The organism is Salinimicrobium sp. CAU 1759 (genome assembly GCF_054482715.1).
In genome coordinates this window covers 210532-227345 of record NZ_JBTLRK010000002.1, presented here as the reverse complement: position 1 = coordinate 227345, position 16814 = coordinate 210532, and the positions used below count along the sequence as shown (strand labels likewise).

Genomic DNA, 16814 nt, shown 5'->3' with positions numbered 1-16814 from the left:
CTTAAATTCAGTTACATAAAATTCCGAATAATGAGTAAATACGACGTTATAGTTTTAGGAAGTGGTCCAGGAGGCTACGTGACTGCCATTCGTGCATCACAATTAGGTTTTAAGACCGCTGTTATAGAAAAAGAAAGTTTGGGTGGTGTATGTCTTAACTGGGGTTGTATCCCTACTAAGGCCCTTCTTAAAAGTGCACAGGTTTTTGAATACCTTAACCATGCCGCTGATTATGGTTTAAAAGTGGATAAAGCTGAAAAAGATTTTGGCGCAGTGATCAAACGAAGCCGAAATGTGGCGGAAGGCATGAGCAAAGGTGTTCAGTTCCTTATGAAGAAGAACAAGATCGACGTGATCTATGGATTCGGAAAACTGAAGCAAGGAAAGAAAATTGAAGTTACAGATAAGGACAACAAGAAATCTGAATATTCTGCAGATCATATTATCATTGCTACAGGAGCCCGTTCTAGAGAGCTACCTAACCTGCCACAGGATGGGAAGAAAGTTATTGGTTACCGCCAGGCAATGAACCTTGAGAAGCAGCCTAAATCTATGATTGTAGTAGGATCGGGAGCTATTGGGGTTGAGTTCGCTCATTTCTACAAGACAATGGGAACAGATGTGACTATTGTGGAGTTCCTTCCAAACCTGGTGCCTCTTGAGGACGAAGAAGTATCTAAACAATTTGAGCGCAGCTTCAAAAAAGCAGGAATTAAGGTGATGACCAGCTCTTCTGTAGAAAGTGTGGATACCTCAGGCAATGTGGTTAAAGCCAGGGTTAAGACCAAGAAAGGAGAGGAAACTCTTGAAGCCGAAGTTGTACTTTCAGCTGTTGGTATCAAGTCAAATCTTGAAAATATTGGTCTTGAAGAATTAGGAATCAAGACCGACAAAGATAAGATCGTGGTGAGTCAATACTACGAAACAAATGTGAAGGGAATCTACGCGATTGGAGATGTGGTTGCAGGCCCTGCTCTTGCTCACGTTGCTTCTGCGGAAGGGATCACCTGTGTAGAGAAGATCAAGGGAATGCATGTAGAGCCAATCGACTACGGAAACATCCCGGGATGTACTTACGCTTCTCCTGAAATTGCTTCTGTCGGGATGACCGAAAAGCAAGCTAAAGAAGCAGGATATGAACTGAAGATAGGAAAATTCCCGTTCTCAGCTTCCGGAAAAGCAAAAGCTGCCGGTACTCCCGACGGATTTGTAAAAGTGATCTTCGACGCGAAGTACGGAGAATGGCTTGGCTGCCACATGATTGGTGCCGGCGTGACCGATATGATCGCTGAAGCTGTTCTTGGTCGTAAACTGGAAACTACAGGACATGAAGTGCTAAAAGCCATCCACCCTCACCCAACAATGAGTGAAGCCGTGATGGAAGCTGTAGCCGATGCATATGGGGAAGTGATACACCTGTAGATCATTTAGAAACTAGAAACTAGAAATTAGAGTCTAGAGCCTGGACTAAAAGTAAAAACCTTCGGAAAATTCTCCGAAGGTTTTTTTATTCATAATATTTCCCCCTCCCTCGGAGGGGTGCCCGAAGGGTGGGGTGGGAATTACTAAATTGCCGCAGTAGCTCACAAATAGAAATTTGCACCTGGAATCTGAAGCTTTGAATTTGAAATATTTCTATAGCCTCTGTTCCCGATACTTTTTTCTTCGCCTCTAACGCAGCAAATAAAAAAACTCAAACTGACGACAATTAAATTGTGCTGGGAATCTGAAGCTTGGAATTTGGAGCTTCAATATCAAATATTCAATATAAAATATTCAATCATTGATCCTTATTCATTATTCCTTAATCCTTCTATATAGCTTCCATACATATCCTTGAACTGCATACCTTCGGCAAAGCGGAATTTGTTCAGCCTCTTGTATTCCACCAGTCCCCAAAGAATAAATTCCTTTAGAAAATAGCGGTCTTCTTTTGGCACTTTTGGCTGGTATTTGTCAATGAGATTATCCAGTGCAGGTATAGATTCCAGAGCGTTTCGGTATTCTTTGTCGCTAATCTCGTCCAAAAGCTCGAAACCGCTTTCAGAAAAGAACCACTCAACAATTTCGGCATAAGGGTCTTCAGCATCGGGCTTGGATAGTTTTTCAATTTTTGGAAACATGGTTGGAAAAAGGGTTTTTACAGCCTCTCCTATTAACTCCATAGCAACTGCCGCGCTTCCCTCCTGCTCTCCTTCGTAAACGAGTTCAATTTTTCCGGTTATGGAAGGGATCACTCCAAGAAAATCTCCCAGTCTTAAGAGCGTCTTATTTTCCCCATTTTTGACACCTCTCCTTTCAGCTGTACTTAATAGATTTTCATAAGCAGTAATACTTAACCGGGCACTGATCCCGCTTCGGGAATCAATGTACTCATGGTCGCGGGCTTCGAAACTTATTTGTTCCAGAAGATCCTTTGCAAGTTCGGGCACGTGAACCATTTCACTCTGCGCCGGATCAAGTTTGGCTTCCTGCTGAGTAATAGTTCTGGCTGTTTTCACTGACATTGGATAATGGGTCAGGATCTGTGAACCTATTCGATCTTTCAGCGGAGTTACTATACTTCCGCGGTTGGTGTAATCTTGGGGATTTGCAGTGAAGATGAACTGCATATCCAAAGGAAGCCGCAACTTAAATCCGCGGATCTGGATATCTCCCTCCTGAAGAATATTGAACAGCGCCACCTGAATGCGGGCCTGTAGATCGGGAAGCTCGTTGATCACAAAGATACTCCTGTTAGCCCGTGGGATCATCCCGTAGTGAATTACGCGATCATCGGCATAACTCAGTTTCAGGTTCGCAGCTTTTATGGGATCAACGTCACCAATGATATCGGCCACAGTAACATCGGGAGTTGCCAGCTTTTCAAAGAAACGATCACTTCTGTGCACCCATGAAATGGGAGTGTTGTCTCCTCTTTCCTTCAAAAGTTCTTTTGAATAGCGGGAAATAGGATGAAAAGGATCATCATTAATTTCTGAACCCTCGACTATTGGGATCCACATATCCAGCAGGTTCACCATCATTCTTGCCAGCCTGGTCTTAGCCTGGCCACGCAGCCCCAGGAAGTTGATATTATGCTTTGAAAGAATAGCACGTTCCAATTCGGGAATTACTGTGTTTTCATAGCCATGTATGCCTTCAAAAGCAGATTCATCATTCTTTATCTTCTTCAATAGATTTTGACGCAGTTCGTCCTTTATACTTTTGCTCTTATAGCCAGATTCCTTTAGTGTTCCAAAGGTAGTAAGCTTCTGAATTTCCATTTCTCTCTTTAAATTATCAGGTTCCAAAAAGGGCATTTTTGAACCTTTATTATTTTATCCTTTTATTCTTTTCTTCCTGTTGGTCTCGTAATCTTCAAAGATCATTTCTCCCAGACCTTTCAAGCCGGTGAAGAAGGCTTTACCCTGATTTGCCTGAGTAAATTCCCGCACAAACCGCTCCAGGTAAGGATCCTGAGCGATCATAAATGTTGTGATAGGAATGTGAAGCTTTCGGGCCTGGCTGGCAGCATTATAACATTTCTCAACAATGTAAGGGTCCAGTCCTACACTGTTCTGGTAGTAATTTCCATCACGTTCCCTAAGGCAACTCGGTTTCCCGTCGGTGATCATGAAGATCTGTTTATTGGTGTTTCGTTTGCGTCGCAGCAAGTCCATCGCCAGCTCAAGACCTGCAACCGTGTTGGTGTGGTAAGGACCAACCTGCAGGTAAGGAAGATCTCCAATAGAGATCCTCCAGGCATCATTCCCAAAGACAAGGATGTCCAATGTATCTTTTGGATAGCGGGTAGTGATGAGTTCTGCGAGGGCCATAGCCACCTTTTTTGCCGGGGTGATCCTGTCTTCCCCATACAAGATCATACTGTGACTGATATCGATCATCAGTACCGTGCTCATCTGACTCTTGTGATGCGTCTCCTCAACCACCAGATCATCTTCTGTCATTCGAAAATCATCTGCCCCATGCTGTATCTGCGCATTGCGCAGGGATTCTGTCATGGAGATCTTGTCAAGAGAATCTCCAAAATTGTAGCTTCGGAATTCCCCTGTGTGTTCATCTCCCAACCCAACTTGTTTGGTACTGTGGTTTCCCGACCGGCTCTTGCGCAATTTTCCGAAGATCTGGTTCAATGCCTGCTGGCGGATCGCCCTTTCGGTCTTGGCTGTAATAGCAATACCTCCACCACCTTCGATCTCTTCTCTTATATATCCTTTTTTCTTTAGGTCTTCTATAAAATCATCAATAGTGTAGTTCTCGTCGGTAAGTTTATATTCCTTGTCAAGTTGCCTGAGCCAGTCTATAGCCTCATCAAAATCCCCTGAAGTATGGGTGATCAACTCTTTAAAGATCTCGAAGAGTTTGTCAAAAGGCGGAATATTTTCAGCCTCAAATCTTTTAAATACAAACCCTTTTCTCACATTATGCCTTTCCATGTTCCAATTTACTTGTTAGGAATGATATTGCGCAAGGGAGTGAAATAAATTTATGTTAATAAGAAATAGATTTTAAATATCACCTCTCAGATCTTAGAAGTGAGATTTGCCATTCGAAATATTAAAAAATCTAAAGCGGAAGTAAATCACAGTAGTAAAAACGGGTATCCCAATTGGCAGGTTCTTCTTTAAAACAATTGTCATCTTTATCTCGAGCGGGTTCAAAAATGCGTTCTACAATTTCCCCTTTTTGGAAAGTAATTGGTCTCGAGAAAATAGGACCATCAAATACGAAGCTGTGAAATTCCCCATTTTCCCCTGCCGGATCGACCTCTTCCGGAAGATCCTCTAGAAACCTGGCGTCAAGTTCTCTTCCGCAGAAGGATTTGTCGAGCAACTTTGCATTCACACTTACAGTAATTGCTTTAAAACCGGCAGCAATAAAATTTTCCATTAATTTAAGTGTATCCTTCTTCCAAAGCGGAAAGACAGTTTCCAAACCGGCTTTTTGAAGCTGTTGCTCCCGGTATTCTCTGAGATCTTCAAGGAAAATATCTCCGAAGACACTATGACTGAAACCTTCGGCTTTAAGTTTTCCTGTTTCCTTTTCCATGATCTTGTTATATTGGGTCATAGAAACATTTCCATCCAGGGAGATCTTATGAAGCGGGATACCAATACTTTCTGCCTGTTGTTCAAGTAGCCGGGTTCTTAATCCGTGCATGGAAACCCGGTCGATCCTGGAATTGACAGTAGTTACCAGGGAATCAACTGTATATTCATTTTCCTGCTGTAAAAGAAATAAGGCATAGGCAGCATCTTTTCCTGAACTCCAGTTTAGAAAGGCTTTTTTCATCCTCCGAAGGTAAATAAAAAACAAAAAAAAGCGGAAACTATGGCTTCCGCTTTCCAGTATAAAATTATGAGTTAGAATTTATACCCTAAAGAAAGTTGGAAAACACTGTTTTTAGCATCTAAATCTTCTACAACATCAGAGAATCCCATATTGTAACGAGCCTGAACAAAAATGCTTTGCATAAACTGATATCCAAGTCCAAGACCCAGTCCTATATCCATAGACTCTGCATCAATATCTACAGTCTCTCCTTCACCCTCAACCTCTGAGGTGGTATTGAAAGAAAATTGAGGACCTGCCTCTAATGAAAGACCATTTGTTACAAAATATTTAGCCATTACAGGAACAGCCACATAATCTAATTTCCAGGTTGCACCATCCCCCTCTGCACCCTGTGCAGAATAAAGGACTTCAGGTTGTACAGCAAAACGATCTGTTAACATGATTTCACCTATTAACCCCAGGTGAAATCCGGTTCTGGAATCCGCGTCGTCAACATCATCACCACTTAAAGTTGCGAAGTTAACACCTGCCTTAGCTCCAAAGTTTAGAGTTTGAGCAGTCATTGCCCCTGAGAATAACAAAACAACTACAAAAAGTAATTTTTTCATAATAAAAAGTTTAGGTTTAGAATACTAATATCTTAAAAAAACCTAAGGTTGAATAAAAGTGTGTTAATATTTGGACGAAAAGGTCCTTTTTAACGCTAAAGAGCTAAAAATCAGTAATTATTGCGCTAATAAACTGGAAACAGCCAGTTCATAGCTCAACAATCCGAAGCCAAGAATCACACCCTTCGCGTTTGCCGCAATAAATGATTTATGGCGAAATTCCTCACGGGCAGCGGTATTTGAAATATGAACCTCAACAACAGGTGTACTTATTGCTTTAACAGCATCTCCTATTCCTACAGAGGTATGGGTGTAGGCGGCAGCATTGAGAACGATTCCGTCAAAGGTTTCATCGGCAGACTGAAGCCGGTCAATAATTTCCCCTTCAATATTTGACTGGTAATATTCCAGTTCCACCTCCGTAAATTTTTCTTTCAATTGCTCAAAATAACTTTCGAAGTTTTGGTTGCCGTAAGTACCGGGTTCTCTTTTTCCCAGCATATTAAGATTGGGTCCGTTAATGATCAGTATTTTCATGAAGTAAATGTAAAAAATAAAAAAACGGAAACCGAAGTTTCCGTTTTACCTAAAAAGATTTTACTTCCTTATAAAATTCACCTAAAGTCTAAATTCCAGACCAAGATTTACAGAAGAAATATTATCACCGTCATTACTAAATCCTGTATAGGAGCCTATTAAACCAAGGCCGAAGAGACTAAATCCCACTTTTGGACGATAATAGAATCCGCCATCAAGATCATCAGAAATTCCGAGTCCGTATCCAAGATCTAATCCCAGTTCCAGCGCAGCAAGGCCAAAGCGGGCAGTAGCGGCAATGGGAAGGAACTGAAAATCGTCGACACCATCCTCACCAAAGAAATGGCTATATCCTACCATGGGACCAACCTGGAATACATCTCCAAAACCCATAAGAAAAGCGACATCGGCACCGGCATTGAAGCTGGAGTAATTTGCAGCATCTCCCACAGGAACACCCGCATTGATGCCCAATCTAAGATCTCCCTGTGCATGCGCAGAAGTTACTCCGCCTATCAGGAAAACAATTAAGAGTAGTAATTTTTTCATAACTGAATTATTTAGAGTTATCTATCACTAAATTAGACATTTACATTTTACTGTTGACGGGGAGAGAAAACTTTTTTGTAGTAAGAAGATTACACCGACCTCTTTGCGCATCTTCAATTTCAAAAAACTACGCCATAAAAAAAGGGCAGTTTTTACTGCCCTTTTTGAATGTTTAGTATGACCTAAAATAATAGTCCTACCCCTGCCTGTATCACCGAGTTCTTGGCATCGATCTCCAATCCGTCAGCTTCATAAATGTCGGTCATCCCGGCATTATATCGCCCATAGATGAAAAACTTATTAAACTTAAAGGATGCTCCCAATCCTAAGCTAAGATCAAAATTATTGTAATTATCCTCATCCAGGGTGATGCTTCCGTCTCCACTGTCAATTTCGTTCTTCACAAGAAAACCGAACTGAGGTCCGGCTTCAAGACTAAAGCCATTCACCACATAAAACTTAGCTAAAACGGGAACAGTCACATAATCTAATTGAAATTCAATGTCCTCTGCGTTATCTAATTCAGTGATATCATAACCCTGTGCAGAGTAAAGCACCTCTGGCTGAAGAGAAAATCGATCAGACAATGGAATTTCAGCCAACAAACCCAGGTGATATGCAGTACGGGCTTTGGAGTCTTCATCAAAATCGGAGAACCCGTCTCCAGAAAATGTGGAAAAGTTCAAACCTCCTTTAGCTCCAAAATATACGTACTCCTGCGCAGCTACAAATGTTGTACTCATTATCATTGCTGCAATAAATAAAATCGACTTTTTCATAATTTTAATTTTTAAATGTTGCGACAAATGTAGGAGGCAAAATGTTAAGAAAATTCTCACATTGTATTAAATTAGTGGTAAATACTGCCGTTAACCTGCTATCTTTAGGCTGTGAATTGGAAGAATTCCATTAAAGATTACCGCGATTACCTCAAGATCGAAAGAGGATTGGCTGCCAATACCATTGAGAATTATTCTCTTGATGTTGAAAAGTTGACAAACTGGTTAGAAACGAACCAAATCAACGCTTCCCCTCTTTCCATTTCTGAAGAGGAAGTGCAGCAATTTATTTATGATCTTGCTAAAAAAGTCAATGCCCGTTCCCAGTCACGGATCATCTCCGGATTACGCGGATTCTTCAACTATCTTGTTTTTGAAGATTACCGCAAGACAAATCCATTGGAGCTCATCGATTCTCCAAAAATTGGACGCAAACTTCCGGATACTCTTTCTACTTCAGAAATCGATCAATTGATAGGCGCAATAGATCTCGGCAAACCTGAAGGAGAAAGAAACCGTGCAATTCTAGAAACCCTCTACAGTTGTGGATTACGCGTGTCTGAATTGGTTGACCTGCGTCTAAGTGATCTATTCTTCCAGGAAGGTTTCATAAAAGTAACCGGAAAAGGAAGTAAGTCCAGGTTCGTGCCTATTGCCGATACAACCCAGAAATACATTGAACTCTATAGAGAACATGTAAGGAACCATCAGGATATCCAAAAAGGGCATGAGGATACACTATTTCTGAACAGAAGAGGTAAGAAACTTACCCGCGCTATGATCTTTACTATCATTAGGCAACTGGCGACTGCCATAGGACTGAAGAAAAAGATAAGTCCGCATACCTTCAGGCATTCATTTGCCACCCATCTGCTTGAAAACGGCGCAGATCTACGGGCGATTCAGCAAATGCTCGGACATGAGAGTATCACCACCACAGAGATCTACGTTCACCTGGATCGATCACACCTTAGAAAAGTAATGGAAGACTTTCATCCAAGAAGATAAGCAAAGGTTTAAGGATTAATGACTAAGGGTTAGGATTCCGTTAACCGGGACAAAAACTAAGGACAGGAAAATAGGAAATTGGATCTCACTTTCTACGAAATTGCTGCCCGAATTTGGCGCTCATAATTTTGTGGTTCTATCGATATTAAATTTCTCCTAAACTCCTGTAATTGCTTTGACAACCGCCTTTTCCTGCTTAATTTCAAATAATAAATTCAAACTATGGAAACTTTAAAATTTAGGAATGGAGATAAAATGCCGGCCATTGGCCTGGGAACCTGGAAATCGGGCAAAGGTGAAGTTGGAGAAGCTGTGAAGATCGCCCTCAAAAATGGATATCGTCATATAGATTGTGCATCAACTTATGGAAATGAAGCCGAAATTGGAGAAGCGTTTTCAGAGATCTTTTCAGAAGGAAAGATCAAAAGAGAGGACGTTTGGGTCACTTCCAAGTTGTGGAACGATTCTCACGAAAAAGAACATGTTCTTCCAGCCCTGAAACAGACGCTGAATGATCTACAGCTCGACTACCTGGACCTATACCTCATCCACTGGCCCGTTGCCTTCAAACACGGAGTTTCTTTTCCTTCAAAGGATGAGGATTATCTCTCCCTGGAGGAAGTCCCTCTTATTGAAACCTGGAATGAGCTAATCAAAGCTAAGGAACAAGGGCTAGTTAAACACATTGGAGTTTCGAACTTCAGCAGTAAAAAGCTGAACGATCTTATGTCTCAAACAAGCGAAAATCCCGAAATGAATCAGGTGGAGCTGCATCCTTTCCTGCCACAGCCGGAGCTTCTGCAGTTCTGTAAAGAGAATGATATTCACTGTACAGCTTATTCTCCTCTAGGAAGTGGAGATCGCAGTGCGCAGATGAAAGCAGATGATGAACCCTCCCTAATGGAAGAACCTGCAATAAAAGATGTTGCCAAAAAACATAATGCATCCCCTGCACAAGTGCTTATAAAATGGGCGGTATCACGTGGCACGGCAGTAATCCCTAAATCAACAACAAAGGAACATATCATCTCTAACCTGGAAAGTCAAAAACTTTCTTTAGATGAGGATGACCTCAAAAAAATAGCCAATATCGAGCGGGAATATCGATATGTAACCGGAGAATTCTTTGTGACCCCGGGTAATCCTTACAGTAACATTTATGATCTCTAGAAAACACCTCCCAAAAATATCATTTTTGGGGCTTCTTATCTTCGCAACTCTGGGATGCCAAAACAAGCAACGGGAACTACAGGAGATGGAGCATGTACTGGATTCTTTATCTGGAGTCGTGGAAGCTCAACAACGGCGGAATGACTCCCTGGAACAGATCTCTCAAAACATTGCCTCAGGCGATCTTCCTGTCTACTTCAAAAAAGAGTTTGACACTATTGAAGATCCCAGATCATATATTATTAATGCCCTTAAACAGCAAAGAGAGAAAATACCTATCGATGCTGTACTGGGAGGGAGTATGGAATTTCGGCAGGTAGAAATCTTAAGTGAGGATTGGGTAATGGCCTTGTATGATGACGGGCACATTCAGGGGAAAAGCATCTATGAATATGAACTTCAGCCAAATGGTCAAATAATCTTTACTGAAGTTGTTTCCAGGCTGCCAAAAGATGAATAGGAACACTCAAAAAAGGCATTTATAAACAACGTTATAGTTTTGATAAACTGCAGGAAATCCGCAGCAAATTTGGTATATTCCATTAGAATAAATGATAAAATTTAGATGACTATGAAGACAAACGTTCAATTTGTACACACAGACTCAAAACTGTCGGCTGAGCAGCTAGTTCAAAGGAAGTTAGATAAACTTGAACATAAATATGACTGGGTCATTTCTGCAGATGTAATGTTCAGGGAGGAGAAATCTACGAATGGGAATGGAAAGACCTGCGCTATTGAATTGAGCCTTCCCGGGCCAAAGATCCACGCTTCCTCTAATTCAGATAGCTTTGAAGCTGCCGCTGCCGAGACTGTGAAAGATATTGAGAAGCAATTGAAGAAACGTAAGGCCGAGATGCAAAGCCACTAATAAGGGCTAAGGCTTAAGCAAATAAGGATTAACAAAGAAAAAAGGCTGCCGGAAAATCTCGTTTCCGGCAGCCTTTTTTAATAATAAGCAGTCTTGGCTCTTGCCTCTTGACTCTTTTTTACGCTACTCTCGTGATCTTCGCTCCTATAGCACGTAATCTCTCATCAATATTCTCGTATCCACGGTCAATTTGCTCGATATTGTGGATCACAGAAGTTCCTTTTGCCGAAAGAGCTGCGATCAATAAAGAGATCCCCGCTCTAATATCAGGGGAAACCATGGTTGTTGCCTTTAGCTGAGAAGTGAAATTATGGCCAATGACCGTAGCACGGTGAGGATCACACAAAATGATCTTCGCTCCCATATCGATTAATTTATCCACAAAGAATAATCGGCTTTCGAACATCTTCTGGTGAATAAGCACATCTCCTTTTGCTTGTGTTGCCACAACCAGCATGATACTTAAAAGGTCTGGTGTAAAGCCGGGCCATGGTGCATCGCTAATGCTCATTATGGAACCGTCAATAAAGCTTTGCACTTCATAACCGTTGATATGGGCAGGAATATAAATATCATCTCCCCTCTTCTCCATCTGAATTCCCAACTTCTTAAATGTGGCAGGAATCAACCCAAGGTGTTCCCAACCCACATTCTTTATGGTGATCTCACTTTTGGTCATGGCAGCAAGGCCAATCCAGGAGCCAATTTCGATCATATCGGGAAGAACGCTGTGAGTACAACCTCCCAGGGAATCCACTCCCTCGATCTCAAGTAGGTTTGATCCTACGCCTGAGATCTTTGCCCCCATGCTGTTGAGCATATTGCACAACTGCTGCAGGTAAGGTTCACAGGCCGCGTTGTAAATGGTGGTTTTACCTTTAGCCAGGACAGCCGCCATTACTATATTTGCCGTTCCGGTAACCGAAGCTTCTTCAAGAAGCATATAAGTACCTATCAGGCCATTTGGTGCTTCCACTCCATAGAAACGTTCTTCTTTGTTGTAGCGGAAATCTGCACCTAGTTTAATGAATCCTTCAAAGTGGGTATCCAGTCTTCTTCGGCCTATCTTGTCTCCACCGGGCCGCGGAATGTAGCCGTGACCAAACCGTGCTAACATGGGGCCAACGATCATAATAGATCCCCGAAGACCACTTCCCTCTTCCTTAAATTTTTCACTTTTAAGATAATTCAGGTCCAGGTTGTCGGCTTGAAAGGTATAGGTGCCTTTTTTGATCTTTTCCACCTTCACTCCTAATTGCTTAAGCAGGTGAATAAGTTTGTTGACATCCAGGATGTCCGGAATATTATGAATAGTAACTTTTTCGGGAGTTAATAGAACGGCGCAAAGAATTTGCAGGGCTTCATTTTTTGCTCCCTGGGGTTGGATTTCCCCTTTTAGAGCATGCCCTCCCTCAATTTGAAAAGTTCCCATAAAGAAAAATGAGTTTAATGACGTTTACGGCTGCGAGGCCTGTTCTTTTTCGTAGGCTTTTTTGAAGCAAATTTCTTGTTGCTCCTCAACAGTTCTGAAGCTTCGCTCAGATCTTCTTCTGTATGCTTCAGGTTGATCTTTCCTTCACTTAATTCCCTTAGGTGCTCAAAGATCACCTTATCATCTACAGAATCTTTGTTCCAGCTTAGATAAGACTTCTTCATGTGATTGGCTATAGTGAAGACGAGGCCTTCCTTTTCGGGACCTTCCTCGTACTTATTAGCCTCATCGATCATGCGCTTTATATTATTTCCGTAAAAACGGTACTTCGGAAAGTTCTGCGGATAGGTCATACGCTCCGGTCTCTCCTCCAGCATTTCACGGGAAGGCTTTGGGAAAGGGCTTTCCACATCAAGTTTAAAATCGCTAATGATGAATAATTGATCCCAAAGTTTATGCTGAAAATCGGGCACATCCCTTAGGTGCGGATTAAGGTTTCCCATTACCGAAATAATGGCCTTAGCCACGCGGTTGCGTTCATTATCATCCTCAATCTCAACGGCGTGTTCCACCATTTTCTGAATATGCCTTCCATATTCCGGAATGATAAGTTTACTCCTTTCGGAGTTATATTCTAATTCGTTTGTCAAAATGAATAATATTAGATGATAATATACTGCAGAAGTTTATCGACTGCAAATTAAAAAAATTAATTCAGGAAAAAAGGAGAACCACTAAATTATGGCGCAAACCTTTATAAGGAGATAACACCGTCTATTTTTTGCCCAACTTCTTTGTATTTTTCGATCACCTCATCCGGATCCTGCATCTTTACGTTCACCGAAACACTGGTGTAATTTCCCTTTTTTGACTGCTTAGTATTTATCACAGCACCAAGGTTGTCAAAAATGAGTGCTATGCCTTTGATCTTTTCAGGGTCTGTAGGGACTATGAATTTAAAAAGGTAAATCGCGGGCCACTTGGTAGTATCCAGCAATTGTGATTTTAATTTGCGGTAGAATTCTTCGGGATCTTGTGCTTCGCTCATAGTAGTCTTACTTCATGATTCCTGCAAAGATACATTTTAGAATCTATTTTTTAAATCGGAAGCAAATCCCGAAATTTGCCGGGTGAAAACCAGGAAGATCGTAATTACGGGTGGGCCGGGCACCGGAAAGACCTCTGTTATTGAGGCTTTAGAACATCATGGCTATTTTTGTTTCCATGAGGTCTCGCGGGAGATCATTAGAGAAGCGCAAAAGAAAGGAATTGACCAGTTGTTTTTAAAAGATCCGCTGCTCTTTAGCGAATTGCTGCTTGAAGGCAGGATAAGGCAGCATAAGGACGCAGAGAAAATGACTTCAGAGCTGGTTTTTCTGGACCGCGGGGTGCCAGACGTCGTTGCCTATATGAACTACTTTGGCAATGATTATCCTCCTGTATTCAATAGGGTATGTCGGGAATATCTGTACGAAAAGGTCTTTATACTACCACCCTGGAAACAGATATATACCGAGGACAATGAACGCTATGAAAGTTACGAGCAAGCCGTAGAGATCCACGACGAACTTGCCCGCAGCTATGCTTCTCATGGATATAACGCAATTGAAGTCCCGCAGGGAACAATAGCCGAACGCACTTCCTTTATCCTGGAGCATCTTGGCTAGCCCGGAAGAAATATTGAAGCAGTACTGGGGCTTTGACAGTTTTAGGCCGCTGCAAAAAGATATCATAAAGAGTTTACTGGAGAAAAAGGACGTGATAGCCCTGTTGCCTACAGGTGGCGGGAAGTCCTTATGCTTTCAGTTTCCTGCCCTCATGCAGCCCGGGATATGTATCGTCATCTCTCCCCTTGTAGCTTTAATGGAAGACCAGGTGAAAGCTTTGCAGGCAAAAGGCATCAAAGCTATGGCCCTTACGGGTGGAATACCCTTTAGGGAGGTGGATACCATGCTGGACAACTGCATCTATGGGAATTATAAGTTCCTCTACCTTTCTCCCGAAAGGCTGCAGCAGGAACTGGTACAGGAGCGCATAAAACAAATGGCAGTGAACCTCATCGCTGTAGATGAAGCTCATTGTATTTCTCAATGGGGGCACGACTTCCGGCCCGCCTACAGGAATATTTCCCTTTTAAGAGAGCTGAAACCCGCAGCTAATATTGTTGGACTTACCGCAACTGCAACACTTCCGGTGGTAGAAGATATAGTGCAGCAGCTGGAGCTCAAGGAAGCAGAAGTGCTTCAGAAATCCTTCCGCAGAGAAAATCTTGCCTATATAGTGCGGGAGGCTCAAGACAAAAATTATTATTTGGAGCAATTGCTCAAGGAACACGACGAAGCTGCCATTATTTACGTGCGAACCCGAAAGGCCACTATTGAACTGGAACAATTCCTTGTCAAAAAAGGCATTTCTGCCACCTCTTACCACGGCGGACTTACTAAAGCTGAAAAGTCATTAAGACTCGACAAATGGCTGAAGGAACAAAAGAGGGTAATAGTCGCGACCAGTGCTTTTGGAATGGGAATAGACAAGGCAAATGTTCGAACTGTAATTCATATGAACCTGCCGGAGAGCCTGGAAAGTTATTTCCAGGAGGCCGGAAGAGCAGGCAGGGATGGCAAGCCGGCAAAGGCTGTAGTGCTCACCAACAAAAGTGACATTCCCCTGCTAAAAAACCAATTTTTGGCCACCCTTCCGGGAGTGGACATCGTAAGACTAGTTTACAGGAAACTGAATACCTATTTTAGAATCGCTTACGGGGAAGGCCAGGGAGAAGAACAACATTTCAACTTCAACCAATTCTGTCAGAAGTACGAACTGAATCCGCTACTGACTTACAATACGATGCTGTTGCTTGATAGAGCAAGCGTTCTGACTTTATCTGAACAGTTTCAGAAGAAGACCCGTATTCAGTTTTTGTCTTCCGGAAAACAGATCAATTGGTACCTGGAGGCGAATCCTCAATTCGACCCGGTGGTAAAAGCCATTTTACGAACCTATGGCGGGGCATTTGACGGAATGGTCGAGTTAAACCTGGAAGTCATTGCCGGAAAGGCCGGGACTACTACCCGTGAAGCAGTCAGGCTTTTACAGCAATTGCACAAGGAAGGTATTGCCGAATTTGAACATGATCAACATGACACCCGGGTTAGCTTTTTAGTACCCAGGGAGGATGAGATCACAATAAATCCTTTAGTTCCTTATATTAAACTACAGGAGAAAACCAAGAGAGAAAAAATTGAGCAGGTCCTCGCTTATGTGGAAAACGACCGGATATGTAAAAGTGAACAACTGCTGCGATACTTCGGGGAAAAGAAAACAGAGCCGTGCGGAATTTGTTCCGTTTGTCGACCTTCAGTTTCAAAATTGGACCGGGAGGGAATGAAAAAGATCTACTATGCAATAGTAGGCTTATTGGAGGAACGGGAATTTTCTTCCCGGGAAATGACCGAAAAATTGCCATTTCCGGAAGCCCATATAATAAAGGTACTGGCCTTACTTGTAGAAAAGGGGGCTTTAGCTACCACTCCTGCTAACAAATATAAATTGAAACACTTATGAGAGATCTGAGAATAGTTTTTATGGGTACCCCAGATTTCGCGGTACAAACGCTTAAAGCGATCGTAGAAGCAGAATACAATGTTGTAGGAGTAATTACAGCACCGGATAGACCTGCAGGCAGAGGCAGAAAATTGCAGGAATCTGCCGTAAAGCAATATGCCACAGAACAAGGTTTAAAAGTACTACAGCCGGTAAATCTTAAGGCTGAAGATTTTTTAGAGGAATTGCGGTCCTTGGAAGCAAACCTGCAGGTAGTTGTTGCTTTTAGAATGCTGCCTAAGGTAGTGTGGGAAATGCCGGAATACGGGACCTTCAATCTTCACGCTTCACTTTTGCCCCAGTATCGCGGGGCGGCCCCTATAAATTGGGCTATAATAAACGGAGAAACAGAAACAGGGGTTTCCACCTTCTTTATCGATGACAAAATTGATACGGGAGAAATGATCATGCAGGAAAAGGTGCAAATCCAAGAAGCAGAAAGCGCAGGAGCGCTTCACGATAAGCTTATGGAAATTGGCGCCAACCTGGTATTAAAAACTTTAGAGGCTATAAAAGCAGGGCCGGTAAGAACTACCTCACAAAAGGAGGCTGCCGATTTAAAGTCTGCCTTTAAACTCACTCGTGAGAATACCAGGATCGACTGGAATCAATCTTTGGACAGCATTTTCAACCTCGTTCGTGGCCTAAGCCCCTATCCTACCGCCTGGACAACTTTAATGAATGGTAATGATGAAGTGATGTTGAAGATCTACAAGAGTGAGGCACACAAAGCAGAACATTCCCATCCTACCGGAGAAATTGTGCAAGAGGGTAAAAATGTTAAAGTCGCGGTTAAAAATGGATTTTTGGAGCTGAAGGAAATTCAATTACCCGGAAAGAGAAAAATGTCGATAAAGGATCTTTTAAACGGCTACGAATTCTATCCAAATGCGAAAGTCGTCTGAAGCCTTATGAATGCTGATATGAGCGCATTTTGATAAAAATCAACAAAGGTTATC

Annotated in this window: 18 protein-coding genes; 8 read left to right on the top strand and 10 right to left on the bottom strand. The window is 42.2% G+C overall.

The genetic code is table 11. From position 1 onward, the window contains the following. The first annotated feature begins 30 nt into the window (after positions 1-30). Positions 31-1422: a dihydrolipoyl dehydrogenase gene (lpdA, locus tag ACXYMT_RS12105; RefSeq protein WP_459059360.1), complete on the top strand. Its 1392-nt coding sequence runs from the start codon at positions 31-33 to the stop codon at positions 1420-1422. A gap of 368 nt (positions 1423-1790) precedes the next feature. Here lpdA and ACXYMT_RS12100 read toward each other — a convergent pair whose 3' ends face one another. The 7 genes from ACXYMT_RS12100 to ACXYMT_RS12070 all read right to left on the bottom strand — a co-directional run bounded on the left by ACXYMT_RS12100 (position 1791) and on the right by ACXYMT_RS12070 (position 7771). Continuing rightward, positions 1791-3266 carry an AAA family ATPase gene (locus ACXYMT_RS12100; protein ID WP_459059359.1) on the bottom strand — a complete coding sequence of 492 codons (1476 nt, stop codon included), beginning with the start codon at positions 3264-3266 and terminating at the stop codon, positions 1791-1793. A gap of 54 nt (positions 3267-3320) precedes the next feature. Continuing rightward, positions 3321-4439: a vWA domain-containing protein gene (locus tag ACXYMT_RS12095; protein WP_459059358.1), complete on the bottom strand. Its 1119-nt coding sequence runs from the start codon at positions 4437-4439 to the stop codon at positions 3321-3323. Between the two features lie 130 nt (positions 4440-4569). Then, the gene (locus ACXYMT_RS12090; RefSeq protein WP_459059357.1) at positions 4570-5295 is read right to left on the bottom strand and encodes a Dph6-related ATP pyrophosphatase; all 726 of its coding nucleotides are present in this window, start codon (positions 5293-5295) and stop codon (positions 4570-4572) included. 71 nt (positions 5296-5366) lie between these two features. Beyond that, positions 5367-5906 (bottom strand): porin family protein, encoded by a 540-nt coding sequence (locus ACXYMT_RS12085; RefSeq protein ID WP_459059356.1) that lies wholly within the window; start codon positions 5904-5906, stop codon positions 5367-5369. Positions 5907-6023: 117 nt separating this feature from the next. Continuing rightward, on the bottom strand, positions 6024-6443 hold the full coding sequence (gene aroQ / locus ACXYMT_RS12080) for a type II 3-dehydroquinate dehydratase (protein WP_459059355.1): 420 nt from the start codon (positions 6441-6443) through the stop codon (positions 6024-6026). An 81-nt stretch (positions 6444-6524) separates the two neighbouring features. Continuing rightward, complete coding sequence (locus ACXYMT_RS12075; RefSeq protein WP_459059354.1) at positions 6525-6992, bottom strand: hypothetical protein; 468 nt, start codon at positions 6990-6992, stop codon at positions 6525-6527. 182 nt (positions 6993-7174) lie between these two features. Then, a complete protein-coding gene (locus tag ACXYMT_RS12070; protein ID WP_459059353.1) occupies positions 7175-7771 on the bottom strand; it encodes a porin family protein in 597 nt (198 codons plus the stop codon). A 111-nt stretch (positions 7772-7882) separates the two neighbouring features. On the opposite strand from ACXYMT_RS12070, the gene xerD reads away from it, so the two are divergent. The 4 genes from xerD (at position 7883) to ACXYMT_RS12050 (ending at position 10820) form a co-directional block, all read left to right on the top strand. After that, entirely contained in the window at positions 7883-8779 is an 897-nt protein-coding gene (gene xerD, locus ACXYMT_RS12065; protein ID WP_459059352.1) for a site-specific tyrosine recombinase XerD, read from the top strand. A gap of 222 nt (positions 8780-9001) precedes the next feature. Further along, positions 9002-9949, top strand: coding sequence for an aldo/keto reductase (locus ACXYMT_RS12060; protein ID WP_459059351.1), 948 nt, complete (start codon positions 9002-9004; stop codon positions 9947-9949). A gap of 25 nt (positions 9950-9974) precedes the next feature. Then, positions 9975-10409 (top strand): hypothetical protein, encoded by a 435-nt coding sequence (locus ACXYMT_RS12055; protein ID WP_459059350.1) that lies wholly within the window; start codon positions 9975-9977, stop codon positions 10407-10409. Between the two features lie 111 nt (positions 10410-10520). Next, positions 10521-10820 carry an HPF/RaiA family ribosome-associated protein gene (locus tag ACXYMT_RS12050; protein ID WP_459059349.1) on the top strand — a complete coding sequence of 100 codons (300 nt, stop codon included), beginning with the start codon at positions 10521-10523 and terminating at the stop codon, positions 10818-10820. A gap of 118 nt (positions 10821-10938) precedes the next feature. Here ACXYMT_RS12050 and murA read toward each other — a convergent pair whose 3' ends face one another. From murA to ACXYMT_RS12035, 3 genes are all read right to left on the bottom strand, one after another. Beyond that, positions 10939-12252, bottom strand: coding sequence for a UDP-N-acetylglucosamine 1-carboxyvinyltransferase (murA, locus tag ACXYMT_RS12045; protein WP_459059348.1), 1314 nt, complete (start codon positions 12250-12252; stop codon positions 10939-10941). A gap of 14 nt (positions 12253-12266) precedes the next feature. After that, positions 12267-12902: a DUF4290 domain-containing protein gene (locus ACXYMT_RS12040; protein WP_459059347.1), complete on the bottom strand. Its 636-nt coding sequence runs from the start codon at positions 12900-12902 to the stop codon at positions 12267-12269. Between the two features lie 104 nt (positions 12903-13006). Beyond that, complete coding sequence (locus tag ACXYMT_RS12035; protein ID WP_459059346.1) at positions 13007-13300, bottom strand: DUF493 family protein; 294 nt, start codon at positions 13298-13300, stop codon at positions 13007-13009. 82 nt (positions 13301-13382) lie between these two features. Between ACXYMT_RS12035 and ACXYMT_RS12030 the strand changes: the two genes are divergently transcribed. The 3 genes from ACXYMT_RS12030 to fmt are packed head-to-tail and all read left to right on the top strand — an operon-like array spanning position 13383 to position 16760. Continuing rightward, the gene (locus ACXYMT_RS12030; protein WP_459059345.1) at positions 13383-13919 is read left to right on the top strand and encodes an AAA family ATPase; all 537 of its coding nucleotides are present in this window, start codon (positions 13383-13385) and stop codon (positions 13917-13919) included. A gap of 13 nt (positions 13920-13932) precedes the next feature. Then, positions 13933-15816 carry a RecQ family ATP-dependent DNA helicase gene (locus ACXYMT_RS12025; RefSeq protein WP_459059344.1) on the top strand — a complete coding sequence of 628 codons (1884 nt, stop codon included), beginning with the start codon at positions 13933-13935 and terminating at the stop codon, positions 15814-15816. Further along, the gene (gene fmt / locus ACXYMT_RS12020) at positions 15813-16760 is read left to right on the top strand and encodes a methionyl-tRNA formyltransferase (RefSeq protein WP_459059343.1); all 948 of its coding nucleotides are present in this window, start codon (positions 15813-15815) and stop codon (positions 16758-16760) included. Before ACXYMT_RS12025 ends, fmt begins: the two co-directional genes overlap by 4 nt. Positions 16761-16814: the final 54 nt, after the last annotated feature.